The 21,934-nt window shown below is 68.1% G+C and carries 16 protein-coding genes; 7 read left to right on the plus strand and 9 right to left on the minus strand.

All coding sequences use genetic code 11. The features are described 5' to 3' along the window. Window positions 1–96: 96 nt before the first annotated feature. The gene (locus tag A5782_RS12430) at window positions 97–1,659 is read right to left on the minus strand and encodes a hypothetical protein (RefSeq protein WP_197694204.1); all 1,563 of its coding nucleotides are present in this window, start codon (window positions 1,657–1,659) and stop codon (window positions 97–99) included. Next, window positions 1,656–2,753 carry a hypothetical protein gene (locus A5782_RS12435; protein WP_067099914.1) on the minus strand — a complete coding sequence of 366 codons (1,098 nt, stop codon included), beginning with the start codon at window positions 2,751–2,753 and terminating at the stop codon, window positions 1,656–1,658. The genes A5782_RS12430 and A5782_RS12435 overlap by 4 nt, the downstream gene beginning before the upstream one ends. A gap of 193 nt (window positions 2,754–2,946) precedes the next feature. Here A5782_RS12435 and trmB point away from each other — a divergent pair, with 193 nt between their 5' ends. From trmB to A5782_RS12450, 3 genes are read left to right on the plus strand one after another with little or no spacing between them, the layout of a single operon-like run. Next, window positions 2,947–3,729, plus strand: a complete 783-nt coding sequence (trmB, locus tag A5782_RS12440; RefSeq protein ID WP_197694206.1) for a tRNA (guanosine(46)-N7)-methyltransferase TrmB — start codon at window positions 2,947–2,949, stop codon at window positions 3,727–3,729. A gap of 13 nt (window positions 3,730–3,742) precedes the next feature. After that, a complete protein-coding gene (locus tag A5782_RS12445) occupies window positions 3,743–4,456 on the plus strand; it encodes an NYN domain-containing protein (RefSeq protein ID WP_067099919.1) in 714 nt (237 codons plus the stop codon). 49 nt (window positions 4,457–4,505) lie between these two features. Beyond that, window positions 4,506–7,433 (plus strand): MMPL family transporter, encoded by a 2,928-nt coding sequence (locus A5782_RS12450; RefSeq protein ID WP_067099921.1) that lies wholly within the window; start codon window positions 4,506–4,508, stop codon window positions 7,431–7,433. Window positions 7,434–7,488: 55 nt separating this feature from the next. On the opposite strand, the gene A5782_RS12455 is transcribed toward A5782_RS12450, so the two are convergent. Beyond that, on the minus strand, window positions 7,489–8,628 hold the full coding sequence (locus A5782_RS12455) for an AI-2E family transporter (protein ID WP_067099923.1): 1,140 nt from the start codon (window positions 8,626–8,628) through the stop codon (window positions 7,489–7,491). Window positions 8,629–8,796: 168 nt separating this feature from the next. Between A5782_RS12455 and A5782_RS12460 the strand changes: the two genes are divergently transcribed. Continuing rightward, complete coding sequence (locus A5782_RS12460; protein ID WP_067099925.1) at window positions 8,797–9,987, plus strand: YbhN family protein; 1,191 nt, start codon at window positions 8,797–8,799, stop codon at window positions 9,985–9,987. On the opposite strand, the gene A5782_RS12465 is transcribed toward A5782_RS12460, so the two are convergent. Next, window positions 9,984–10,538, minus strand: coding sequence for a hemophore (locus A5782_RS12465; protein ID WP_067099927.1), 555 nt, complete (start codon window positions 10,536–10,538; stop codon window positions 9,984–9,986). The two genes, A5782_RS12460 and A5782_RS12465, sit on opposite strands and share 4 nt — an antisense overlap. Before the next feature lie 352 nt (window positions 10,539–10,890). On the opposite strand from A5782_RS12465, the gene A5782_RS12470 reads away from it, so the two are divergent. Both A5782_RS12470 and A5782_RS12475 read left to right on the plus strand, forming a co-directional pair. After that, complete coding sequence (locus A5782_RS12470) at window positions 10,891–13,935, plus strand: efflux RND transporter permease subunit (RefSeq protein ID WP_067099929.1); 3,045 nt, start codon at window positions 10,891–10,893, stop codon at window positions 13,933–13,935. After that, window positions 13,932–14,480, plus strand: a complete 549-nt coding sequence (locus tag A5782_RS12475) for a hypothetical protein (RefSeq protein WP_067099931.1) — start codon at window positions 13,932–13,934, stop codon at window positions 14,478–14,480. Before A5782_RS12470 ends, A5782_RS12475 begins: the two co-directional genes overlap by 4 nt. 4 nt (window positions 14,481–14,484) lie before the next feature. On the opposite strand, the gene A5782_RS12480 is transcribed toward A5782_RS12475, so the two are convergent. Next, window positions 14,485–15,168, minus strand: coding sequence for a hypothetical protein (locus A5782_RS12480; RefSeq protein WP_067099934.1), 684 nt, complete (start codon window positions 15,166–15,168; stop codon window positions 14,485–14,487). Next, on the minus strand, window positions 15,165–15,839 hold the full coding sequence (locus A5782_RS12485) for a hypothetical protein (protein ID WP_067099936.1): 675 nt from the start codon (window positions 15,837–15,839) through the stop codon (window positions 15,165–15,167). The genes A5782_RS12480 and A5782_RS12485 overlap by 4 nt, the downstream gene beginning before the upstream one ends. Window positions 15,840–15,880: 41 nt before the next feature. On the opposite strand from A5782_RS12485, the gene A5782_RS12490 reads away from it, so the two are divergent. After that, the gene (locus A5782_RS12490; protein WP_067099939.1) at window positions 15,881–17,869 is read left to right on the plus strand and encodes a M13 family metallopeptidase; all 1,989 of its coding nucleotides are present in this window, start codon (window positions 15,881–15,883) and stop codon (window positions 17,867–17,869) included. Here the strand turns inward: A5782_RS12490 and A5782_RS12495 are convergent. From A5782_RS12495 to A5782_RS12505, 3 genes are all read right to left on the minus strand, one after another. Beyond that, on the minus strand, window positions 17,853–20,105 hold the full coding sequence (locus tag A5782_RS12495; RefSeq protein WP_067099941.1) for a molybdopterin-dependent oxidoreductase: 2,253 nt from the start codon (window positions 20,103–20,105) through the stop codon (window positions 17,853–17,855). The genes A5782_RS12490 and A5782_RS12495 overlap by 17 nt on opposite strands. Next, the gene (locus A5782_RS12500) at window positions 20,095–20,703 is read right to left on the minus strand and encodes a TetR/AcrR family transcriptional regulator (protein ID WP_067099943.1); all 609 of its coding nucleotides are present in this window, start codon (window positions 20,701–20,703) and stop codon (window positions 20,095–20,097) included. Before A5782_RS12500 ends, A5782_RS12495 begins: the two co-directional genes overlap by 11 nt. A gap of 144 nt (window positions 20,704–20,847) precedes the next feature. Further along, window positions 20,848–21,888: a L,D-transpeptidase family protein gene (locus A5782_RS12505; RefSeq protein ID WP_067099945.1), complete on the minus strand. Its 1,041-nt coding sequence runs from the start codon at window positions 21,886–21,888 to the stop codon at window positions 20,848–20,850. Between the last annotated feature and the right edge of the window lie 46 nt (window positions 21,889–21,934).

Genomic DNA, 21,934 nt, shown 5'->3' on the forward strand with positions numbered 1-21,934 from the left:
TGCTCTCGCCCACACAATTAAGGAATTGGTGGCGTTAACAACAGGTTATCGTGAGGACCTTGTCGGGTGAGTCCCGGGCGGGTATAAGCCTTCTCACTACAACGATTCAGAAGATCCAGGCGGGTCGCCATCTTCGCTCCTTGAAGCGGGTTTATCGGTCTCGTCAGCTTCGGCGTCTGCGGAGTGACTTTCGCCCTCTCGTATACCCGGTTCTCCGAGTTCTGCACGCACCGCCGCCAGTGCCGACGCCACCGCCGGCATCTCTCGATCGCGCGCGGCCGCGGCCCGCGCGGCGGCCAGGGCGTGCTCGCGCAGCTCGGTGTCGATGACGCCGACGGACGCCGACACCTGCGCGTTCTCGGCCTCGTCCTGAGCCAGCAGCGCTTTGCTCAACACCGACTCGGCGACCAGCACGCGGGTGGCGACCAGCTCCTCGACGATCGATTGCAGCGAGGCCGTCACGTCACCGGCCCAGCGGTCCAGCAGCGCCCGGTCGTGCAGCAGCGCGCGGATGTTGATCACCAGGTAGGTGAGCGCCACCGAGATCGCCACGCACGCCAGGGCCGCGGTGACCGACAGCGCGGGGTTCAGCCGCGAGGCCAGGCCGCTCATCAGCCGGCTCAGCGTCAGCGCCACCCCGAGTCCGAACCCGACGCCCAGCAGGATCAGCAGCCAGGTTTCCTGGCGGCGCGATTTCAGCGGTGGCGGCGAAATGTCGACCGCCGGCAACTGCTCGAGCGGCGGCAGTTCCATCGGCACGTCCACGACCTGCGCGACCTCTGCCAGTTGCGTGTCGGTGCCTTCGCTGACCTCGGCGATCACCGCATCCAGCCGCTCGCGGGTGTGCGCCTCGAAGCCGGACATACCCCGCCGCGACAGACCCGCCGCGTGTTCCTGCAGTTCGGTGCGCACCGACGCGCAGCGGTTACGCGCGGAGTGCGACAGCGCGACCCGCGACTGCTGGATCTGACCGCGCAGCGTGATGGTGCGCTCGCTTTTGGCCTGACGCCGCTGCTGCAACGCGGTGCTGCGTTCTTCGCGCAGCGCCTCGACCCGGGCCCGCCGGCCGGACCCCTCCACCTCACGGTCAAACCGCTGCGCCACCGTTTGCAGCCGGGATTCCCACGCCCGCAACCTGTTTCGTCGTGCAAGATCGGGATCGTCGAGTTGCGCCGCGACGGTTTCGACCAGGTCGTCGATGTCCGGGTCGCCGAGGTCGGGCAGGGCCGCCGCACCGACCCAGGGCGCCCGGCCGTAGCGGGACGCGTGCGCGCCCAACGCTTCTCGGTTGGCGGCGACGATCTCCCGCCAGTTGAGATGGACGTCGATCTTGGACACCACGCCGACGACCGCATCGGTGTGCTCGGTCGCGGCGTCCAGCAGTGCACAGTCCGAGGGCGTCAGGTTTGCCGCCGCGGACACGACGAACACCACCGCGATCGGCACCTCGCCGGGCCCCAGGTCCGTCGACTCCACGAATTTGTGCTGCGGTAGCCGCTCCCGCAGCGCATCGGCCACCGCACTGACCCCGGCCATCCAGGGGCCGGTCACCAGCACCACGTCGCAGCGCTGAATCGCCGGCGGGTCGAGCCCCGGTCCGGCGGCCGCCACCAGTGCGTCGACCGCGGCGGCGGGGTCGTCGCTCGTTTCGCCGCTCACCAGGATTCCCCCGGCAGCGACGCGCAGGCCTGGGACCACAGCCGCAGCGATCCCCGGGCGATGTCGGCGCCGCAGGCGCGGTGCAGTTCGCTGGACGAGGCGCGACTGTAGCGCTGCCAGCGCACCGCCCGCGGCAGGTGTGCGGACGGATCACGGGGCGCGTCGAGGGGCCTTTGGTCGCCCGGGTCCAGCCCGGCCGCCTCGGCGAGATCCACGGCGGCCGCCATCCGGGCGACCACGGTGTCGTCGTGGGACAGGAACCCGCTGATGCGCTCACCGAGGCTGCCGCCCCCGGCGGCCAGCGCCTCGAGTTCCGCGACGGCGTCCAGCACCCGCTGGTAGCGCGCCTCGGCGCCCAGTGCCCCGATCCCGGCCACGACGGCGTCGACGCCACTCATCCGGTGCAGCAGGGTCAGCACCTGGGCCGGGGTCCGGCCCTGCCGGAACGCGGCGACCGCCAGCGCGGTGCCGAACAGGTCGAGGCTGTCCAGCAAGCGCCGCCGCACCTCGGTCGGCACCGGGGCGTCGGCGGCTAGGAATCCGGCGAAGGAGCCTTCGAAGCAGGCGCTGCCACCGGGGTGGGCGGCCAGCGCGGACAGCGCCGTCCACAGCGTGCTGTCCAGGTCGTCGAGGGCGGCCAGCGCAAGCAGACCGGTCATCGGCTTCATGGGCACGCCGATCAGCGCCGAGAGCTCCGTGCATCTCGCGCGCGCCGCCGCGATGGGCCCATCGCCCCGGCCGGACAGCGAGCCCGCCAGATCGGCCTTGTTCAGCACGGCCAGCACCGGGTGCCCGGCCGCGGAGATCTCGGCGATAGCCCGGGTGTCCTCGGGCTTGACCACTTCGGTGATCACGTAGACCACCGCGTCGACGTCGCGATCTGTCGGCGGGCTGTCCACCGCGATGCCCGCCGCGCGTCCCGCGCCGTCCAGTGCGCGGCGCACGGTGCGGCAGCCGACCCCCCGGCGGCCGCGCACCACCACGCGCAGCGGTGCGGCGGTGCGCTGGGCGATCGCCGTCACATGCGGGTCGACGTGGCCGGCGGCAAACCGCGCCAGCTCGTCGACGAAAGTCTGGTGTCCTTGTCCCCTCATATCCCGCCTGTCCGGTCCGGATGACCCCATCGCCCGGCCGGCGTCGCCGCTACTGCGTGCAACGCCGGGCCCGAGCGGTCCCACCGAATGGTGGCATCCACGTCACCAAGAAGCGAGCCACCGTTAATCAGTTACCAGTTGAAGGCAACTGTTGGGTATCAATCCGGACCAGGGGCGGCTACATCCAAGGTTTATAGGCCACCATGGACAAATGCATGCGCAGCGCGGGGTGGCGATGTCTGCCGACACGCCGACCGGGGACTCGGACCGCCCCGACCAGCGCTATCTGCCGGCCACGGCATTCCGGGCGCGACGAGCGGCCCTGTCCGATACCCAGCGCCAGACCTGGGAACGGCGCTGGCCCGAACTCGGTCTGTCGATAGGCAACGCAGCCGACGAACCCGAAAATTGCGAATCCCCGCTTGATCCGGCCGCATGGTTCGGGCGCCAGGCGCCTGTGGTGCTCGAAATCGGTTGCGGCAGCGGCATATCCACGCTGGCGATGGCCAAGGACGAGCCGGGTATCGACGTGATCGCGGTGGAGGTCTACCGCCGCGGGCTGGCACAGCTGCTGTGTGCGATCGACCGCGACAACGTGAGCAACATCCGGCTCATCCGCGGCAACGCCGTCGACGTCCTGCAACGCCTCATCGTGCCGGATTCGCTGACCGGTGTCCGCGTCTTCTTTCCCGACCCGTGGCCGAAGGCCCGGCACCACAAACGCCGGTTTCTGCAGCCGGGCACGATTGGCTTGATAGCCGACCGGCTACTCCGTGGTGGTGTCCTGCACGTCGCGACGGACCACGCTGGCTACGCCGAGCACATCGCCGAGGTCGGCGCCCGCGAATCCCGACTGCGCCCGGTCGATCCCGGCAGTGCGCTGCCGATCTCGGTCGTGCGCCCCACCACCAAGTACGAGACGAAGGCTCAAGAAGCGGGCAGCGTCGTCACCGAATTCATTTGGCTTAGACGATGAGTAGGCGATGACTATGAGCCTGACCGAAGAGACCGCGGCGGGGGCGGAACCCGTCGCACCGCCGGCGGTGCTCACCGGCGACGCGCTGGGCGGGTTCACTGCACCGGGTGCCCGCGTGTTGCTGGTGTGGGACGCGCCCAACCTCGACATGGGCTTGGGCTCCATCCTGGGCCGTCGCCCGACAGCTTTGGAACGCCCGCGGTTCGATGCTCTGGGGCGCTGGTTGTTGGCGCGCACGGCGGAGGTCAGCGCCAGCCGCCCCGGCGTCGTGGTGGAGCCGGAGGCCACCGTCTTCACCAACATCGCGCCGGGCAGCGCCGACGTCGTGCGGCCCTGGGTGGATGCGCTCCGTAACGTGGGGTTCGCGGTGTTCGCCAAGCCGAAGATCGACGAGGACAGCGACGTCGACCGTGACATGCTGGCCCACATCGAACTGCGGCGCACCGAAGGGTTGGCGGCGCTGGTGGTGGCTTCGGCCGACGGTCAGGCGTTTCGTCACCCGCTGGAAGACATCGCACAAACCGGGATCAGCGTCCAGGTGATCGGATTTCGCGAACATGCGAGTTGGGCGCTAGCGTCGGATACCTTGGACTTCGTTGATCTGGAGGATATTGCTGGTGTCTTCCGGGAACCGTTGCCGCGGATCGGCCTAGATTCGCTGCCTGACCAGGGTGCGTGGCTGCAGCCGTTCCGGCCGCTGTCCGCGCTGCTGACCGCGCGTGTGTGACACTGGAAAACCAATGCGCGGGTCGTTGACGATCCAGTAAGGAGCTTGCGTGTTCGCCTGGTGGGGTCGAACTGTGTACCGATACCGGTACATCGTGATCGGGGTCACGGTAGCTCTGTGTCTTCTGGGCGGCGTTTTCGGAATCAGCCTGGGCAAGCATGTTACACAGAGCGGCTTCTACGACGATGGCAGCCAATCCGTTAAGGCGTCGGTGCTGGGTGACCAGACCTACGGCCGCGACCGCACCAGCCACATCGTGGCCACCTTCACCGCTCCCAACGGAAAAACCGTCGATGACCCGGCGTGGCGGGGCAAAATCGTCGCCGAACTCAACAAGTTCAAAACCGATCATCCCGACCAGGTCGTCGGCTGGGCGGGCTGGCTGGCACTGGCGAACCCCGCCGACGCCCCCCCGCTCATCAAGGGGATGGTCAGCGAGGACAAGAAGCACACCTTCGTGTCCATCCCGCTCAAGGGCAACGACGACGACAGCATCCTGAACAACTACAAGGCCATCGCGCCTGATCTACAAAAGCTCGACGGCGGCACCGTGCAGCTGGCCGGTCTCGAGCCGATCGCCAATGCCCTGACGGGCACCATCGCCACCGACCAGCGCCGCATGGAGGTCCTCGCGGTGCCGCTGGTGGCGGTGGTCCTGTTTTTGGTGTTCGGTGGCGCGGTCGCCGCCGGCCTGCCGGCCATCGTGGGCGGCCTGAGCATCGCGGGCTCGCTGGGCATCCTGCGGTTGGTCGCCGTGTTCGGGCCGGTGCACTTCTTCGCCCAGCCCGTGGTCTCGCTGATCGGTCTGGGTATCGCCATCGACTATGGCCTTTTCGTGGTGAGCCGGTTCCGGGAGGAGATAGCCGAGGGCTACGACACCGAGGCCGCGGTGCGACGGACCGTGATGACGGCCGGGCGGACCATCATCTTTTCGGCTGTGCTCATCATCGCGTCGAGCGCCAGCCTGCTGGTGTTGCCGCAGGGCTTCGTGCATTCGCTGACGTACGCCATCTTTGCCGCGGTGGGTCTGGCCGCGTTGCTGTCGATCACGTTCCTGCCGGCCTGCCTGGGCATTCTGGGCCGTCACGTCGACGCGCTGGGCGTGCGGACGGCGTTCCGGGTGCCGTTCCTGCGCAACTGGAAGGTTTCCCGCGCCTACCTGAACTGGCTGGCCGACCGGTTGCAGAAGACCAAAACTCGTGAAGAGGTCGAGGCCGGCTTCTGGGGCAAGCTCGTCAACTGGGTGATGAAGCGGCCGCTGGCATTCGCCATCCCGATCGCCGTCGGCATGATCTTGCTGGTCATCCCGCTGAGCAACCTGTCGTTCGGCGGCATGAGCGAGAAATACCTGCCGCCGGACAACCCGGTGCGCATGGCGCAGGAGCACTTCGACAAGCTCTTCCCCGGCTATCGGACCGAGCAGTTGACGCTGGTGATCGAAAGCGCCAACCACAGCAAGGTGACGGACCAACAGGTCGCCGACATCCGCAACAGGATTTCCTCGATCGGCGGGTTCACCGACAAGCAGTGGGAGGAGCGGGCCTGCCCCACCATCGCCGGCAACCCCTGCGTCGCCGGCCCGAACGGTACGACGGTGCCCAAAGACGGCTCGGTGCGGGTGATCCAGAACGGCCTGGTCAACAAGAACGATGCCGCCAAGAAGATCTCCGAACTGCGGGCGGTGAATCCGCCGAAGGGGCTTAACCTCTATGTCGGCGGCACGCCGGCCCTGGAACAGGACAGCATCCACAGCCTGTTCGACAAGGCTCCGCTGATGCTGGTCCTGTTGCTCAGCGCCACCATGCTGTTGATGTTCCTGGCGTTCGGATCGGTGGTGTTGCCGATCAAGGCGGCGGTGATGAGCGCATTGACGCTGGGCTCGACGATGGGCATCTTGACCTGGATCTTCGTCGACGGGCACCTATCGGGCGTGCTGAATTTCACGCCGACCCCACTGATGGTGGTGGTGATCGCGCTGGTCGTCGCCGTCGGTTTCGGTCTGGCCACCGACTACGAGGTGTTCCTGGTCTCGCGCATGGTCGAAGCGCGCGAACGCGGCATGTCGACGGCGGAAGCCATCCGGATCGGCACCGCGACCACCGGGCGCCTGATCACGGCGGCCGCGCTGGTGCTGGCCGTCGTCGCCGGTTCGTTCGTGTTCTCCGACCTGGTGTTGATGAAGTATCTGGCCTTCGGTCTGATGGCGGCGCTGCTGCTGGACGCCACCGTCGTCCGGATGTTCCTGGTGCCGTCGGTGATGAAGCTGCTCGGCGACGACTGCTGGTGGGCGCCGCGCTGGGCCCGGCGGCTGCAGAACAAGATCGGGCTGGGCGAGATCGATCTGCCCGACGAGCGCAAGCGGCCCACGCTCGGCGGCCGGCCCGCGCGGCCTCCGGTGGCGGCCAGCCTCGTCGCCGCGGCACCGCGGCCGCCGCACGACCCCACCCATCCCGGCGCGCTGGAGCCGTCGCGACCCGCGCGGCCGTCGGAGCCGCGGCCCGCGCAGGAACCGTCGCCGAGTGGCTCGACGATGCGCACCGCGCCGGGCGAAAGCGCGAACACCACGCGCATCCCGGCCCGGCCCAACCAGCCGACCGAAGCCAAGACGACGCGCTTCGCCGCGCCGGGCGCACCCGGCCGTGACCGCCCGGCCGACGCGCGTCCCGCCACCAATTCCGCACAGCAGGCCCCGCAGGCTCCTCAGCGGCCCCCCGCTCCACCTCCGGCAGCGCCACCGTCCGGTGACCAGACGCGGGCGATCCCGGTTCCCGGAAATCGTTCCGACGATGACGGCGACACCGCCGAGCCCACCACCGCCCTGCCGGTCACGCGACCCGAAGGCAGCGACCCCAACGCGGCCGCCGAGCAGGTGAACGCGCACGAGCAGGGCGAGAACGGCGACCCGGCGCGGCAACGCCGGCGCGCCGGCGGCGGCCTGTCCGCACAGGATCTGCTGCGCCGCGAGGGACGGCTGTAGGCCAGGCGCCCCGGCGCGCTCATAACGCCACGAAAAGGCTTGACCCGCAGCCGAATCAGCTCTCGGGCTGGTCGGGTTCCGCCTGCAGGATAGCGTTCTTGTCGTCGGCTTCCTCGGTCTGTTTTTCGGCCTCGGCGGACGGATCAGGCGCCAACAGCACCTGCAGCGCGTTGTTGAGGAACGCGACGGTCGGAACCGCCAGCAGGGCGCCGACGATCCCGGCGAGCACACCGCCGGTGGAGATGGCGAGCACCACCCCGAGCGGGTGAATCGAGACCGCGCGGCCCATCACCAGCGGTTGCAGCAGATGTGCCTCGATTTGGTTGACCGCGATCAGCAGGCCCAGCGTGATCAGCGCGTACACGATGCCCTTGGCCAGCAGTGCGACCACCACGGCCACCAGACCCGAGATCAGGGCACCGACCAGCGGGATGAACGCACCCAGGAACACCACCGATGCCAGCGGCAGCGCCAGCGGGATACCCATGATGGCCAGACCCGTGCCGACCCCGGCCGCGTCGGTCAAGGCCACCAGGAAGGTCGCCCGCACGTACCCGATCAGCGATCCGTAGCCGGCGTTGCCGGCTTCGTGCACCCGGTTACGCACGTGCGACGGAATGATCTGCACGACGTACTGCCAGATGTTGCGTCCGCCGTAGAGGAAGAAGATCAGCGTGAACAACACCAGCACCGCCGCCGTGACCAACTCCGTGACCGTGGCCGCGGTGGAGAGCGCGCCGCTGGTCAGCTTCGCCTGATTGTTGTGCAGCGCTTCGATGGCGGCGTTGCCCGCGCTGTCGATCTGTTCGTTGCGCAGATGCGGCGGCCCGTGGATCAGCCAGCGGCGCGTCGACTCGATGCTGTGCGTCACCTGTTCGGTGAGGCCGGGCAAGCCGTCGATGAATTGCAGGATGACGAACGCCAGGATCCCGCCCAGGATCGCGAAACCACCCAGCAACACCAGCGCCACCGCGCCACCGCGGGGCAGGCCCCGCTTGTCCAGCCAGTCCACCACCGGCACCAGCAACGCGCTCAGCAGCAGTGCCACCAGCACCGGAACGACGATGATTTCGAGCTTCTGCACCACCCACAACAGGGCGAGCACGGCGACCAGGATGACGAGCAAACGCCACGCCCAGGCTGCGGTCTTGCGGACAAGGGGTTCGACCGAGGCGTCATCGGGGTTTGCTGACATTTGGCCAGCCTATCCGCCGTGGCGCACCCCCAAACAGTCTCAAGGGCGTCTGCGCGTCGTCCGTAGCCATCGCCGTCGGCACGATCCGGTTACGACCCCAGAACGTCCAAGACACGGTGGGCGATGCGCAGCGACCCCCGCGCCACCTGCACCGTTACCCTAAACCACGTGCCGCACGACGCACCCGCCCGCAATCTCGACTTCCCACGCGAGGAAACCCCGCGCGGGAAGTACTGGTGGGCGCGGTGGGTGATCCTCGGCGCGGTAGCCGTCGTGCTTGCCGTGGAGGTTTCGCTGGGCTGGGATCAACTGGCCAAAGCCTGGATGAGCCTGTATGAGGCGAACTGGTGGTGGTTGCTCGCGGCGGTGGCTGCGGCGGCCGCGTCGATGCACAGCTTTGCTCAGATCCAACGCACGTTGCTCAAATCGGCCGGCGTGCACGTCAGGCAATTGCGCTCCGAGGCGGCCTTCTATGCCGCCAATTCACTGAGCACCACGCTGCCCGGCGGACCGGTGCTGTCCACGACCTTCCTGTTCCGGCAGCAGCGGCTGTGGGGCGCCTCGACCGTGGTGGCGTCGTGGCAGCTGGTGATGTCGGGCGTGCTGCAGGCGGTGGGGTTGGCTTTGCTCGGCCTGGGCGGCGCTTTCCTGCTGGGCGCGAAGAACAACCCGTTCTCGTTGCTGTTCACCCTCGGCGGCTTCGTCGCGTTGCTGCTGCTCGCCCAGGCCGTCGCGTCCCGCCCGGAGCTGATCGACGGCATCGGCAGCCGGGTCTTGGCGTGGGTCAACTCGGTTCGCGGCAGGCCCGCCGACGCCGGCCTGGACAAGTGGCGCGAGACGCTGATGCAGCTCGAGTCGGTGAGCCTGGGCCGGCGCGACCTGGGGGTGGCGTTCGGGTGGTCGATGTTCAACTGGATCGCCGACGTGGCCTGCCTTGGCTTCGCCGCCTACGCCGCCGGGGACCACGCCTCGGTGGCCGGGTTGACGGTTGCCTACGCGGCCGCCCGCGCGGTCGGCACGATCCCGCTGATGCCCGGGGGCCTGTTGATCGTCGAGGCGGTGCTGGTGCCCGGGCTGGTGTCCAGCGGGATGTCGCTGCCCAACGCGATCTCGGCGATGCTGATCTACCGGCTGATCAGCTGGTTGCTCATCTCCGCGATCGGCTGGGTGGTGTTCTTCTTCGTGTTCCGCACCGAAAACGTCGCCGGCTCCGACGAGGACCCGATCACGGGTCCCCTACCCATCGTTTCGCTTCCGGGCGACCTTTCCGCCGACCCGACCGAGACCGCCCTGCAGGGGCCGTTACCGCCCGACCGGGATCCGGCCCATCGGAATCCAGAGAAAGACAACCAGCTCTAGCCGACGGTGTTTCCGCGCGAGGGGCCCGGCAGCGGGTTGGTCGCCGCGGGCGGGGCCGGCTGCGGCGCGGCGGCCGGGGCGCCACCGGCGGTACCACCCAACGGCGAGGCGCCCACGGGATTACCGGGCAGCGCGGGCAGCCCGCCTGCCGCCCCCTGGGCCTGCTGCATCATGCCCAACGCCTGGGACGGCGAGATCGGCAACTTGCACTGCAGCGACAGGTTGGTCAACGGCTGCGCGATCGACGTCATATCGCCGGCAACCTTGGGGTTGGCCTCGAAGTAGGACTTCAGCCCGGTCATCGACTGCGGGCCCGCCTGCTGCTGCAGCATCGAGGTCATCGTCTGGTTGGTCTCCGGGTGCGAATCCAGGTAGTCACCCATCGACTTAGAGACCGAGCCGATCGTCCGGGCGACCTCGCTGGCCGCGCACGGGTCGTTGGCGCCGGTCGCCGGGGCGCCGGCGAGCACCGCAACGGCTGCACCGGGCACCGCGGCGGCGATCAGCCCGGCAAAGATTTTGCGACCCCGTCCGGCGGTGGCTCTTGTCATGGATAACTCCTTAGGTTTGCGGCGGACCGCCAGGATCGGCGCCTCGCAAACGGCTGCATTAGACGGCCCCACTGAGCGAAGGCAACCCCTGAATCCCCCGGGGGCCTCGCGGGCCATCGGAACATCCTGCCACCGCCGATCTCACCGCTGCCAGTCCGAACGAACCGCGAGACGGGATATGTGACCGAAATCCCGCTTGGTCACTGGTTCACAACGTCTTCGCAGCGTCTTGGCAACAACCCCGTCGCCGCAGCTCAGGAACCAGATAAGCCCACATAATCCACAGCCTGCTGCGGTATCGTCGCCAACACGCGTTACGCGAGAACCGGGGAGCGACGAAATCCAGCAGTTAATGATGCGCCTCAGCCGCAGCCTGCGTAAGTACCGCTGGTTGGTCTTCACAGGCTGGTTGCTGGCATTGGTTCCGGCCGTCTACCTCGCGCTGACCCAGTCGGGCAACCTCACCGGCGGTGGGTTCGACGTCCCCGGATCGCAGTCGCTGGCCGTCCACGACCAACTCGAGGATCTCTACCACGACCAGGGTGGATCGTCGCTGGCGCTGGTGGCCGCGCCCCGGCCGGACGCCAGCTACCAGGACATGAACGACGCCGTCGCCCAGCTGCGACAGATCGCCACCGGGATCCCCGGCACCACGGAAATCCCCAACCCCACCCAGCGTCCGCCGCAACCGGACCGGCCGTACGTGCTGTCGGTGCGACTGGATTCCCGTAACACGAGCGACGTGGCCAAGCAGCTGCGCACCAAGGTCGGCATCAAGGGTGATCAACCCGGCCAGACCGCGAACGGGCGGGTGCGGCTCTACGTCATCGGGCAGGGCGCGCTCTCCGCCGCCGCCGCGGCGAACACCAAGCACGACATCGCCGCCGCCGAAAAATGGAACCTGCCGGTCATTCTGATCGTGCTGCTCGCGGTGTTCGGCTCGCTGGCCGCCGCGGCCATCCCCCTTGCCTTGGGCATCTGCACGGTCGTGGTCACCATGGGCCTGGTCTATCTGCTGTCCGCCTACACCACCATGTCGGTGTTCGTGACCTCGACGGTTTCCATGTTCGGGATCGCTCTCGCCGTCGACTACTCGCTGTTCATCCTGATGCGGTTCCGTGAAGAACTGCGCACCGGGCGCCAGCCCCGCGAGGCCGTCGACGCAGCGATGGCCACCTCCGGGCTGGCCGTGGTGCTGTCCGGCATGACGGTGGTCGCCTCCCTCACCGGGATCTACGTGATCAACACCCCGGCGCTGAAATCGATGGCCACCGGCGCCATCCTGGCCGTCGCGGTGGCCATGTTGACCTCGACCACCCTGACGCCGGCGGCGCTGGCGACGTTCGGCCGGGCCGCGGCCAAGCGGTCGGCACTGCTGCACTGGTCGCGCCGGCCCGAGAGCACCCAATCTCGGTTCTGGAACCGCTGGATCGGCTGGGTGATGCGCCGGCCGTGGATGTCCGCGCTGGCGGCATCGCTGGTGCTGCTCGCGATGGCCGCGCCGGCCGCGTCGATGGTGCTGGGCAACAGTCTGCTGCGCCAGTTCGACTCGTCGCACGAAATCCGCGCCGGGGTGGGTGCGGCGGCCCAGGCGCTGGGTCCCGGCGCGCTGGGCCCGATCCGGGTGCTGATCAACTTCCCGGACGGCGGCGCGGCCTCCCCCGAACACAGCCACACCGTCGGCGCGATCCGGCAGCGGATGTCGCAGGCGCCCAACATCGTGTCGGTGTCGCCGCCCCAATTCGCCGAGGACAACGGCAGCGCGCTGCTGTCCGCGGTGTTGACGGTGGATCCCGAGGACATGAAGGCCCGCGAAACCGTCGGCTGGATGCGCGCACAGCTGCCCAAGATCCCCGAGGCGGGCACCGCGCGCGTCGACGTCGGCGGTCCGACCGCGCTGATCAAAGACTTCGACGACCGGGTATCCGCGACCGAACCGCTGGTGCTGGGCTTCGTCGCACTGATCGCGTTCGTGATGCTGCTGCTCTCCATCCACTCGGTCTTCCTGGCGCTCAAGGGCGTCCTGATGACCTTGCTGTCGGTCGCCGCGGCCTACGGCAGCCTGGTGATGGTGTTCCAGTGGGGGTGGCTGACGGACCTCGGCTTCGCACAGATCAGCTCGATCGACAGCACCGTTCCCCCGCTGGTGCTCGCCATGACCTTCGGGTTGTCGATGGACTACGAGATCTTCCTGCTTACCCGCATCCGGGAGCGCTTCCTGCATTCCGGTAACACCCGCGATGCGGTGGCGTACGGGGTCAGCACCAGCGCCCGCACCATCACCAGCGCCGCGCTGATCATGATCGCGGTGTTCATCGGCTTCGCGTTCGCCGGCATGCCGCTGGTGGCCGAGATCGGCGTGGCCTGCGCGGTCGCGATCGCGGTGGACGCGACGGTGGTGCGGCTGGTGATGGTGCCGGCGCTGATGGCGATGTTCGCCCAGTGGAACTGGTGGCTGCCGCCGTGGCTGTCCCGCGTGCTGCCGTCGGTCGACTTCGACCGGCCGCTGCCCGAGGTCGACCTCGGCGACGTCGTCGTCATCCCCGACGACATCTCGGCGCTGGTGGCGCCCAGCGCCGACCTGCGGATGGTGCTCAAGTCCGCCGCGAAGCTCAGGCACCTGGCGCCCGACGCCATTTGCGTGACCGATCCGCTCGCCTTCACCGGCTGTGGCCGCACCGTCGCCCAGGCGGCCTCCGGCACCGACGAGGACCAGACCCGGGGCCTGGGGCCCGGACAGATCCCCCATCAGGTCGCCCTCAGCGAGGAGAGGGTCAGCGTGGGTGCGGGCGCGGCCGACAAGAAGCCCGGGCCCAACGGCCACACCAACGGCTCCTTGGCGGCCAAGAAGCTGGTCGGTGGCCTGACGTCGCGCAACGGCATCGCCAAGGCCATCGCCGGGACCGACCGGCCCGTCCACCCCGTGACGCTGTGGCGGGGACGTCTGTCGGTCGCGATCGACGCGCTGGAAAGCGATACCGCAGCTGCGGGCGACGGGCCGGCATACGAACGGCGCAGCCCGGTCGAGACCACCAACGTCCAGCTGCCCACCGGCGACCGGTTGCTGGTCCCGACCGGTGCGGAGACCCTGCGACTCAAGGGCTACCTGATCATGTGCCGTAACAGTCGACGCGATTATGCCGACTTTGCAGACATGGTCGATTCATTGGAGCCCGAGACCGCGGCGGTGGTGCTGGCCGGAATGGACAGGTATTACTGTTGTAAATCATCCAGGCGGCAGTGGATTGCCACCCAGTTGGTCCGTCGACTCGCAGATCCCAACCCCTGCGACCACCCGGAAGACCAGGGAACGGAAGCCGACGCACACTCGGACTGGGAGGAAATCAGGCAGCGCTGCCTGTCAGTGGCCGTAGCGATGCTGGAGGAGGCGAGGTGACGTTGGCACCCGACCGACGCCCCGCACCGCCTCCCCACCGGCCGGGCCCCGAACAGCGTCAACGCGGCAGTGGGCCGTCCGAAAGGCAATCCGGCTCCTTCCAGGACCCCGATCAGCCGGTGGAGTTCTGGCCGACCGCCGCCATCCGTGCCGCCCTGCAGGGTGGCGACATCGCCACCTGGAAGCGCATCGCCGGCGCGCTGAAGCGCGACCCGTACGGGCGGACCGCCCGCCAGGTCGAAGAGGTCCTCGAAGGCACCCGGCCATACGGCATCGCCAAGGCGCTGTGGGAGGTGCTCGAGCGTGCCCGCACCCACCTGGAGGCCAACGAACGCGCCGAGGTGGCCCGCCACGTGCGGCTCCTGATCGACCGATCGGGTCTTGCCCCGCAGGAATTCGCGTCCCGCATCGGGGTCACGGCCGAGGAGCTGGATGGCTACCTCGACGGCAGCACCAGCCCGACGGCCGCGTTGATGATCCGGATCCGGCGGTTGTCGGACCGGTTCGTCAAGGTGAAGTCCGCTCGGTCAGCCGAAGCCAACTGATCGGCTATCGGACCGGTAGCACGTCGGCGACCAGCCAGTCGCTGCCCCGCTTGGTCAGCGTCACCCGCAGCGCCGGCGCCGCCTGACTGGTCGGCTGCCCCGGGACGTTCTGAGTTACCCGCAATACCACCGCCACACTGGCCGCCGACGGCCCGAGCGCCTCGACCCCGGCCGACACCGTGGTGGCTTGCGCGGTGACATTGTGCTGGGCCAGTTCGGTGCTGGACTTCGTGTACTGCTCCTTGAACGCCGCGGCGTGCTCCGGGACGATCATCGCGGTGGCCCGGTCGATGGAACCCGTCGGGGCGGTGGGGCTGAACGACGCCATCGCCTCCGCCATGCCGGTGGCGATCTCAACGACCTTGCGCGAGTCGTTGGTGAAGTCGCTGTCCGCGCTGGACCAGTGCGTGTAGCCGGTCGCGACGGCCGCCGCCAGCGCCGCCGTGCACAGCAGGACGACCGCCAACCGCAGCCCCGGTGCGTCGTCGTCGGTGCCGACGCTGACCGAATCGCGGCGCAGCAGCCAGAAGTTGATCACCACACCTTCGACGATCAACAGGATCAGCACCGAGCACGCCGACACCCACCACAGCGGCCAGCCGAGCACCAGACCGATGGCCACCAGGGCCGCGATCGCGCCCAGCGGGGCCAGGATGTCGAAGGCGAACAGCCGCCAGATGTTTCTCATCGGATCGAAGCCAGTCCGGAGATCATCGCCTTGCCGTCCACGTCGGATACGTCCAACCGCAGGTTCCAGTGCACGGTTTGCGGCTTGGCGCCCACGTTTTCGCTGACCGAGGTGGCGATCAGCATCACCGAGTCGGTTCGGCTCGCGAACGGCGGCAGCTTGGTGGTGACTATTTCTCTTGGAGGCCTTGTTCCCTCCGGCTGGGTGTCCAGGTCGTGGTGCACGGTTTCGATCGCCACCGCTTCGATACGCCCGGCGCTCTTGGACTGCAGCTTCTCCACGACCGCCTTGTATGGCTGCACGGCGGCATCGAAGTCGGTGTTGAGTTCACCGACCGTCCCGTCGTGCAGCCGCTGCAGGCTGGCGTCGACATTGCCGCTGTTCATGTTGATCAACACGTTCGCCCACTCGGCGGCGCTCTGCATGACGTGGCTCAGGTAGCCGCGTTCGGCGACCTGGTCGCGGTGGTTGGACCAGATGATGAAGCCGAGCACCACCGCGGCCACCGACAGCACACCGAGAACCGCGGACGCGACGCCGTAATGGGAGAAGACGACGCCCCTTTCGGCTTCGTCGCCGTCGACGTCGTCCTCGTCGTACGAGTCTTCGTCGGGATCGACGTCAACGGAATCTGCTTCGGCAGGTGGCTCGGTTCGCTCGCCGTCGGACATGGCCCGATCGTTGCACCCGGGAAAGATGGAAGGATGGCGGGGTGACGAATACGGCCATCCGCTCGGGCATCGACCTGAGCTTTGTCGATGAAAGCATCCGCCCCCAAGACGACCTGTTCGGTCACGTGAACGGCCGCTGGCTGGCCGAATACGAGATACCGGCGGATCGGGCAACCGACGGGGCGTTCCGGCAGCTGTATGACCGCGCCGAAGAACAGGTGCGCGATCTGATCGTCGAGGCCAGCCAGCAGGGTTCGGCCGCCGCGGACGACGACGCGCAACGCATCGGCGACCTGTATGCCAGCTTCCTCGGCGAGGACACCGTGCAGCGCCGCGGTGTAAGGCCGCTGCTGGACGAGATGGCCGTAATCGACGACGCCACTGATGCCGGCGCGCTGGCACGGGCCATCGGCGCCTTGCAGCGCACCGGCGCGGGCGGCGGCGTCGGGGTGTACGTGGACACCGACGCCAAGAACTCGGCCCGCTACCTGGTGCACTTCACCCAGTCCGGCCTGGGGTTGCCCGACGAGTCCTACTACCGCGAAGAGCGCCACGCCGAGGTCCTGGAGGCCTACCCGGCGCACATCGCGCGGATGTTCGGCCTGGTGTTCGGCGGGGATGCGGCCGACCACATTCGAACCGCCGACCGCATCGTCGCGCTGGAGGCCAAGCTGGCAGAGGCGCACTGGGATGTGGTCAAGCGCCGTGACGCCGACCTCACCTACAACCTGCGCACCTTTGCCGAACTTGCCGACGAGTCGGTGGGCTTCGACTGGGCCGGCTGGGCCGGCGCCCTGGGCGCCGGCCCCGAGGCGCTCACGGAAGTGATTGTGCGCCAACCCGATTACCTACGCACATTCGCAGAGCTGTGGCGCAACGAGGACCTCGAGGTATGGAAGAGCTGGGCGCGGTGGCGGTTGATCCGTGCCCGGGCCTCCTGGCTGACCGACGAGCTGGTCTCGGCGGACTTCGACTTCTACGGCCGCCTGCTGACCGGCACCGAGCAGATCCGGGACCGCTGGAAACGCGCGGTGTCGCTGGTCGAGAACCTGATGGGCGACGCCGTGGGAAAGCTTTATGTGCAGCGGCATTTCCCGCCCGGGGCGAAGGCCCGCATCGACGAGCTGGTGGCCAACCTGCGTGCGGCCTACCGGATGAGTATCAGCGACCTGGACTGGATGACACCGCAGACCCGGGAGCGGGCGCTGACCAAGCTGGAGAAGTTCACCGCCAAGGTCGGCTACCCGGCGAAGTGGCGTGACTACTCCGCGCTCGTGATCGTCCGCGACGACCTGTACGGCAACTATCAGCGCGGGTACGCGGTCAACCACGACCGCGAGCTGGCCAAGCTCGGCGGGCCGGTGGACAAAGACGAGTGGTTCATGACGCCGCAGACGGTCAACGCCTACTACAACCCCGGGATGAACGAAATCGTCTTTCCGGCAGCCATTTTGCAGCCGCCGTTCTTCGACGCCGACGCCGACGACGCGTCCAACTACGGTGGCATCGGCGCGGTGATCGGGCACGAGATCGGGCACGGCTTCGACGACCAGGGCGCCAAATACGATGGCGACGGCAACCTGGTCGACTGGTGGACCGATGCCGACCGCACCGAGTTCGGCCTTCGCACAAAGGCTCTCATCGAGCAGTATGACACCTACACACCGCGGGGCCTGGCGCGCGGACACCACGTCAACGGCGCATTCACCGTCGGGGAGAACATCGGCGATCTGGGTGGCCTGTCAATCGCACTGCTGGCCTACCAGTTGTCACTGAACGGCGTGCCCGCTCCGGTCATCGACGGCCTCACCGGCGTGCAGCGGGTGTTCTACGGCTGGGCCCAGGTGTGGCGCACGAAATCCCGTGACGCGGAAGCGATCCGGCGCCTGGCGGTGGACCCGCACTCGCCGCCGGAATTCCGCTGCAACGGCGTGCTGCGCAACATGGACGCCTTCTACGACGCCTTCGACGGCGCCGATGCCGGCGCGCTGTTCTTGGAGCCGGACCGCCGGGTCAAGATCTGGAACTGACGCCGCCAGCCACCTGGGCCGCCTCGATCCGGGCGGGTACGTGCTTGTGCCACGGCGTGCCGGCGTAGGGGTCGCGCCATTCGGTCGAGGTGAGCGCGTTCGGGGCGACGCCCGCAGTGACGGTGCGCCCGTCGTCGCCGATGTAGTCGAGCCCGAAACCGTTGGGCAGCGCCGCATGACCGGCGAGCATGGTCTCGGTGATCTCCACGGTGGCCTCGGCGCTGCCGGCCGCCGTGCTGATGCGGGCCCGACTTCCGTCGACGAGCCCCAGTTCCTGGGCATCCTCGACACTGACCCGCAGTGCGCCGTCGACGTCGCGTTTGCGCCAGGACGGGTCGCGGAAGATGTCGTTGGCGGTATAGGCGCGCCGCTCCCCCACCGACAGCACGATCGGGAAATCCGGCGTGGTCAACCGGGGCGGAGTACGGGTCAGCGCCTGTAACTCGTCGAGCATCGCCGGGATTTCCAGCGCGATCTTGCGGTCCGCGTGGCTGATCAACGCGAAATCATCCTCGTAGTTGTGCACGGTGAACGTCACGCCCGACGGGTTGTCCAGTATCGCGTCGAACAACGCGTTGCCGTCGGCGTGACCGGCCCGCCGCACGGCGTCCGGGTAGCTCATGGCCGTCTTCTGGGCAAGACCCCACAGCGCGGCCGCGCCGCGCAGTCCATCCGGCAGGGTGGGCCCGAGCGTCTCGTAGAGGACATACGGAAGTAGCTGCGCCACGGTGGGATTGGTGGCGACGGCGGAAAGAAATTCCTCGGTGTAGGCCTGTCGGCCCCGCTGAGCGGCGTCGTACAGGGGCCGCAGATCCGCGTCGTCCACCACACCGAGCGCCCGCACCAGCCGCGCCCAGATCTCGGGCTCGGGCAGGGTTCCCGGCAAGGGCTGCATCAACGGGCGGCGCAGCTGAAAAGTGTTGTGCGGGAATTCCAGGTTGAAGAAGGTGGCTTCCGGCTTCTCGAATTGGGAGGCGGCGGGAAGCACATAGTGCGCGAGCCTGGCCGTCTCGGTCATCGCGACGTCGATGACCACCATCAGCTCCAGGGCTTGGAACGCTTCGCGGCAGGCGACCGAATCCGCCAGCGAGTGTGCGGGATTGCTGCTCTCCACGATCATGGCCCGGAACCGGTCCGGGTGGTCGGTGAGGATTTCCTCGGGCACCACATTGCTGGGCACCAATCCGGCAATGATGGGGGCGCCGGTCACCGGTGTGCGGCCGGAGAACTGGCCGAACAGCGGCGCGAACGACGAATGCAGGTGCTGGCCGCCGCTTTTCGCGAAGTTTCCGGTGAAGACCCAGAGCAACTTGTTCAGGTAGGAGCACAGCGTGCTGTTGGGTGCCTGCTGAACGCCGAGGTCCTCGAACACCGAGACGCTGGCCGCGGTGCCGATGCGCCGCGCTGCCGCGCGCAGCAGTTCCTCGTCCACCCCGCAATGCTGCGCGTAGCCGGCCACCGGGACCTCGCTCAGGGCGGCACGCACGGTGTCGGCGCCGCGTACGTGCTCGGCGAGAAATGTTTCGTCACAGAGGTTTTCCTGGACGAGGATGGCGGCCAGTGCGGCCAGGCACCACGCGTCGGTGCCGGGCCGCACCCGCAGGTGAAAGTCGGACATCTTGGCGGTGTCGGTGACGACAGGGTCGATGACGATCATCGAACGGGCCGGATCCTTGGCGATCTCGTTGAGCACTACCCGGGCGCGCGGAAAGCTCTGCGACATCCAGGGATTCTTTCCCACGAACACCGCCACTTCGGCGTGCTCGAACTCACCCCTGGTGTGGCCGCCATACAACTGGCCGTCGATCCAGGCCTCGCCGGTTTTCTCCTGCGCCAGCGCATTTGAGCGGTAACGCGAGCCCACTGCCTTCAAGAAGGCGCCGCTGTACGCCCCGCCCAGGTGGTTGCCCTGCCCGCCGCCGCCGTAGTAGAAGACCTTGTCTCCGCCGTAGGCGTCGCGGATGTGCCGGAAGCCCTCCGCGATCTCCACGATCGCGGTGTCCCAATCGATCTCCTCGTAGCTGCCGTCGGCGCGGCGACGCAGCGGCGAGGTCAGCCGGGCGCGGCTGTTCTGATAGTGGTCCAGCCGCAACGCCTTATTGCAGGTGTAGCCCTGCGACGCCGGATGCGCCTTGTCCCCGCGGATACGGGCCAGCCGGCGATCTTCGACTTGAACGACGATGCCGCAGTTGCATTCACAAAGGATGCATGCACTGGATTGCCATTCACCGGTCATTGCGGGTGTCCTTTCCGGCTGCCTGATACGACGATGTGGCCAGCAGCAGCTCGCGCAGCTGGCGGTGGACGACGTCAAGGGGCATCAGGTCGCGTCGCACCCGCGCCAGCACGATCGCACCCTCGAGCGCCGTGGTAACCAGGACCGCCAGCTCACCCGCCCGCTCCCGCGCAATGCCGTCGGCGATGAAGCGCGCGGCGATCAGGTCGGACCACCGGTCGAAGACCGCCGCGGCGCGTTCGGCCACCGGGCCCATCCGCTCGGCGTCCTGATGCTCGCCCGCTTCGACCGACACCGCCACAATGGGGCAGCCCGCGCGAAAGTCGGTATCGAGCAGTTGGCGGCGGTATTTGTCGATCAACGTGTCCAACAGCTGCAGGCCATCGTCCGCGCCGGCGATGACGGCGGCGACGTGCGCGCCGGCGAAGTCGACCGCCTCGCAGAGCAACTGCGTACGCCCGCCGGGGAAGTAATGGTAGGCCGATCCGCGCGGCGCGCCGCTGTGCTCGAGCACATCGGAAATGGCGGTGGCGCGCGCGCCCCGCTCGCGGATCAGCAACGCGGCAGAGACGACCATCCGCTCCCGTGGACTACGCATCCAGCTCCTCAGACTGACGAATTATGTATGATGCTATACATAATTCGCGCTCCTGCGAAAGCCCATCCGGCAAACGCTGGCCCCGAGACGCGGAATCGCCCATCTCCGCGCGGGAAATGGGCGATTCTGCGTTGTCGGTGCGGCCTAGTTCATCCAGTCGGCGGATCCGTCGTTCTTCTTGTAGTTGCCACCGCTGGAGTTCTTCACGACGATGGGATCACCCGGACCGAAGTTGTCGAAGAACCACTTGGCGTTGGCGGGGCTGATGTTGATGCACCCGTGGCTGACGTCGCGCTTGCCCTGGTCATCCACCGACCACGGCGCGCTGTGCACGTAGTCGCCGACGTTGTCGAAGCGGACCGCGTCCTCCACCGTCACCTTGTAACCGTAGGTCGAACTGACGGGCACCCCGTAGGTCGAGGAGTCCATCACCACTGACGCCTTTTTGTCCTGCACGTAATAGGTGCCGTTGGGGGTTTGGTGATTGCCCGACGTCATGCCCATCGACATCGGGAAGGTCTTCTCCACGGTGCCGTTGCGGGTGACTATCAGCTGATGCGTCGCGTCGTCGGCCGTGGCGATCAGCGTGTCGCCGGTCTGAAAGGTGGACACGGTGCCGCCGGCGTCGACCGTCACCGCGGTGTGCGCGGGCCAGAAATTGATTGGGCGCCAGCGCAGCTGGGTGGGGGTCATCCAGTAGAACTTGCCCGGTACCGGCGGGACCGACGAGACGTGCACGGCGCCGATCGCCGCGTCGGCGTTCTCGACCGTTCCGGGGAAGTTGATGATGATCGGCTGGCCCACCCCCACGGTCGAGCCACCCTTGGGGACGAACGACGGCGGCCCGAACGGCGCCGTGCCGGTGAACGGCGTGTTGTTTTGCCCATCGGCCGCGGCCGCGGCGGGTTGCGCCGCCGGAGGCAGCCACGGCGGCGGCGCCAGCGGGTTGGGCGGCGGCGGGGCCGCCAGCGGGTCGGGCGGAGGCGGCGGCGCGAACGGATCGGGCGGCGCGGGCGGTCCGGGTGGGGCCGCGACGGCGCCCGGGTCAGCGGGAGCCGGGTCCGGATCCGCCAGTGCGGGAGCCGCACTCAACAGCAGCGCCAAGCCCACTACGGACGCCAAGCCGGCGGCGTTCAGAGCGGCGAAGAGGCCCTTTCCAGTCCTGGCCCTCATCCAGCCCGACATATGCATACCTCCACTCGTGTTCTCGACACAGTCTGGCATAGGGCGC

Source organism: Mycobacterium sp. 852002-40037_SCH5390672 (genome assembly GCF_001665875.1).
GTDB lineage: Bacteria > Actinomycetota > Actinomycetes > Mycobacteriales > Mycobacteriaceae > Mycobacterium.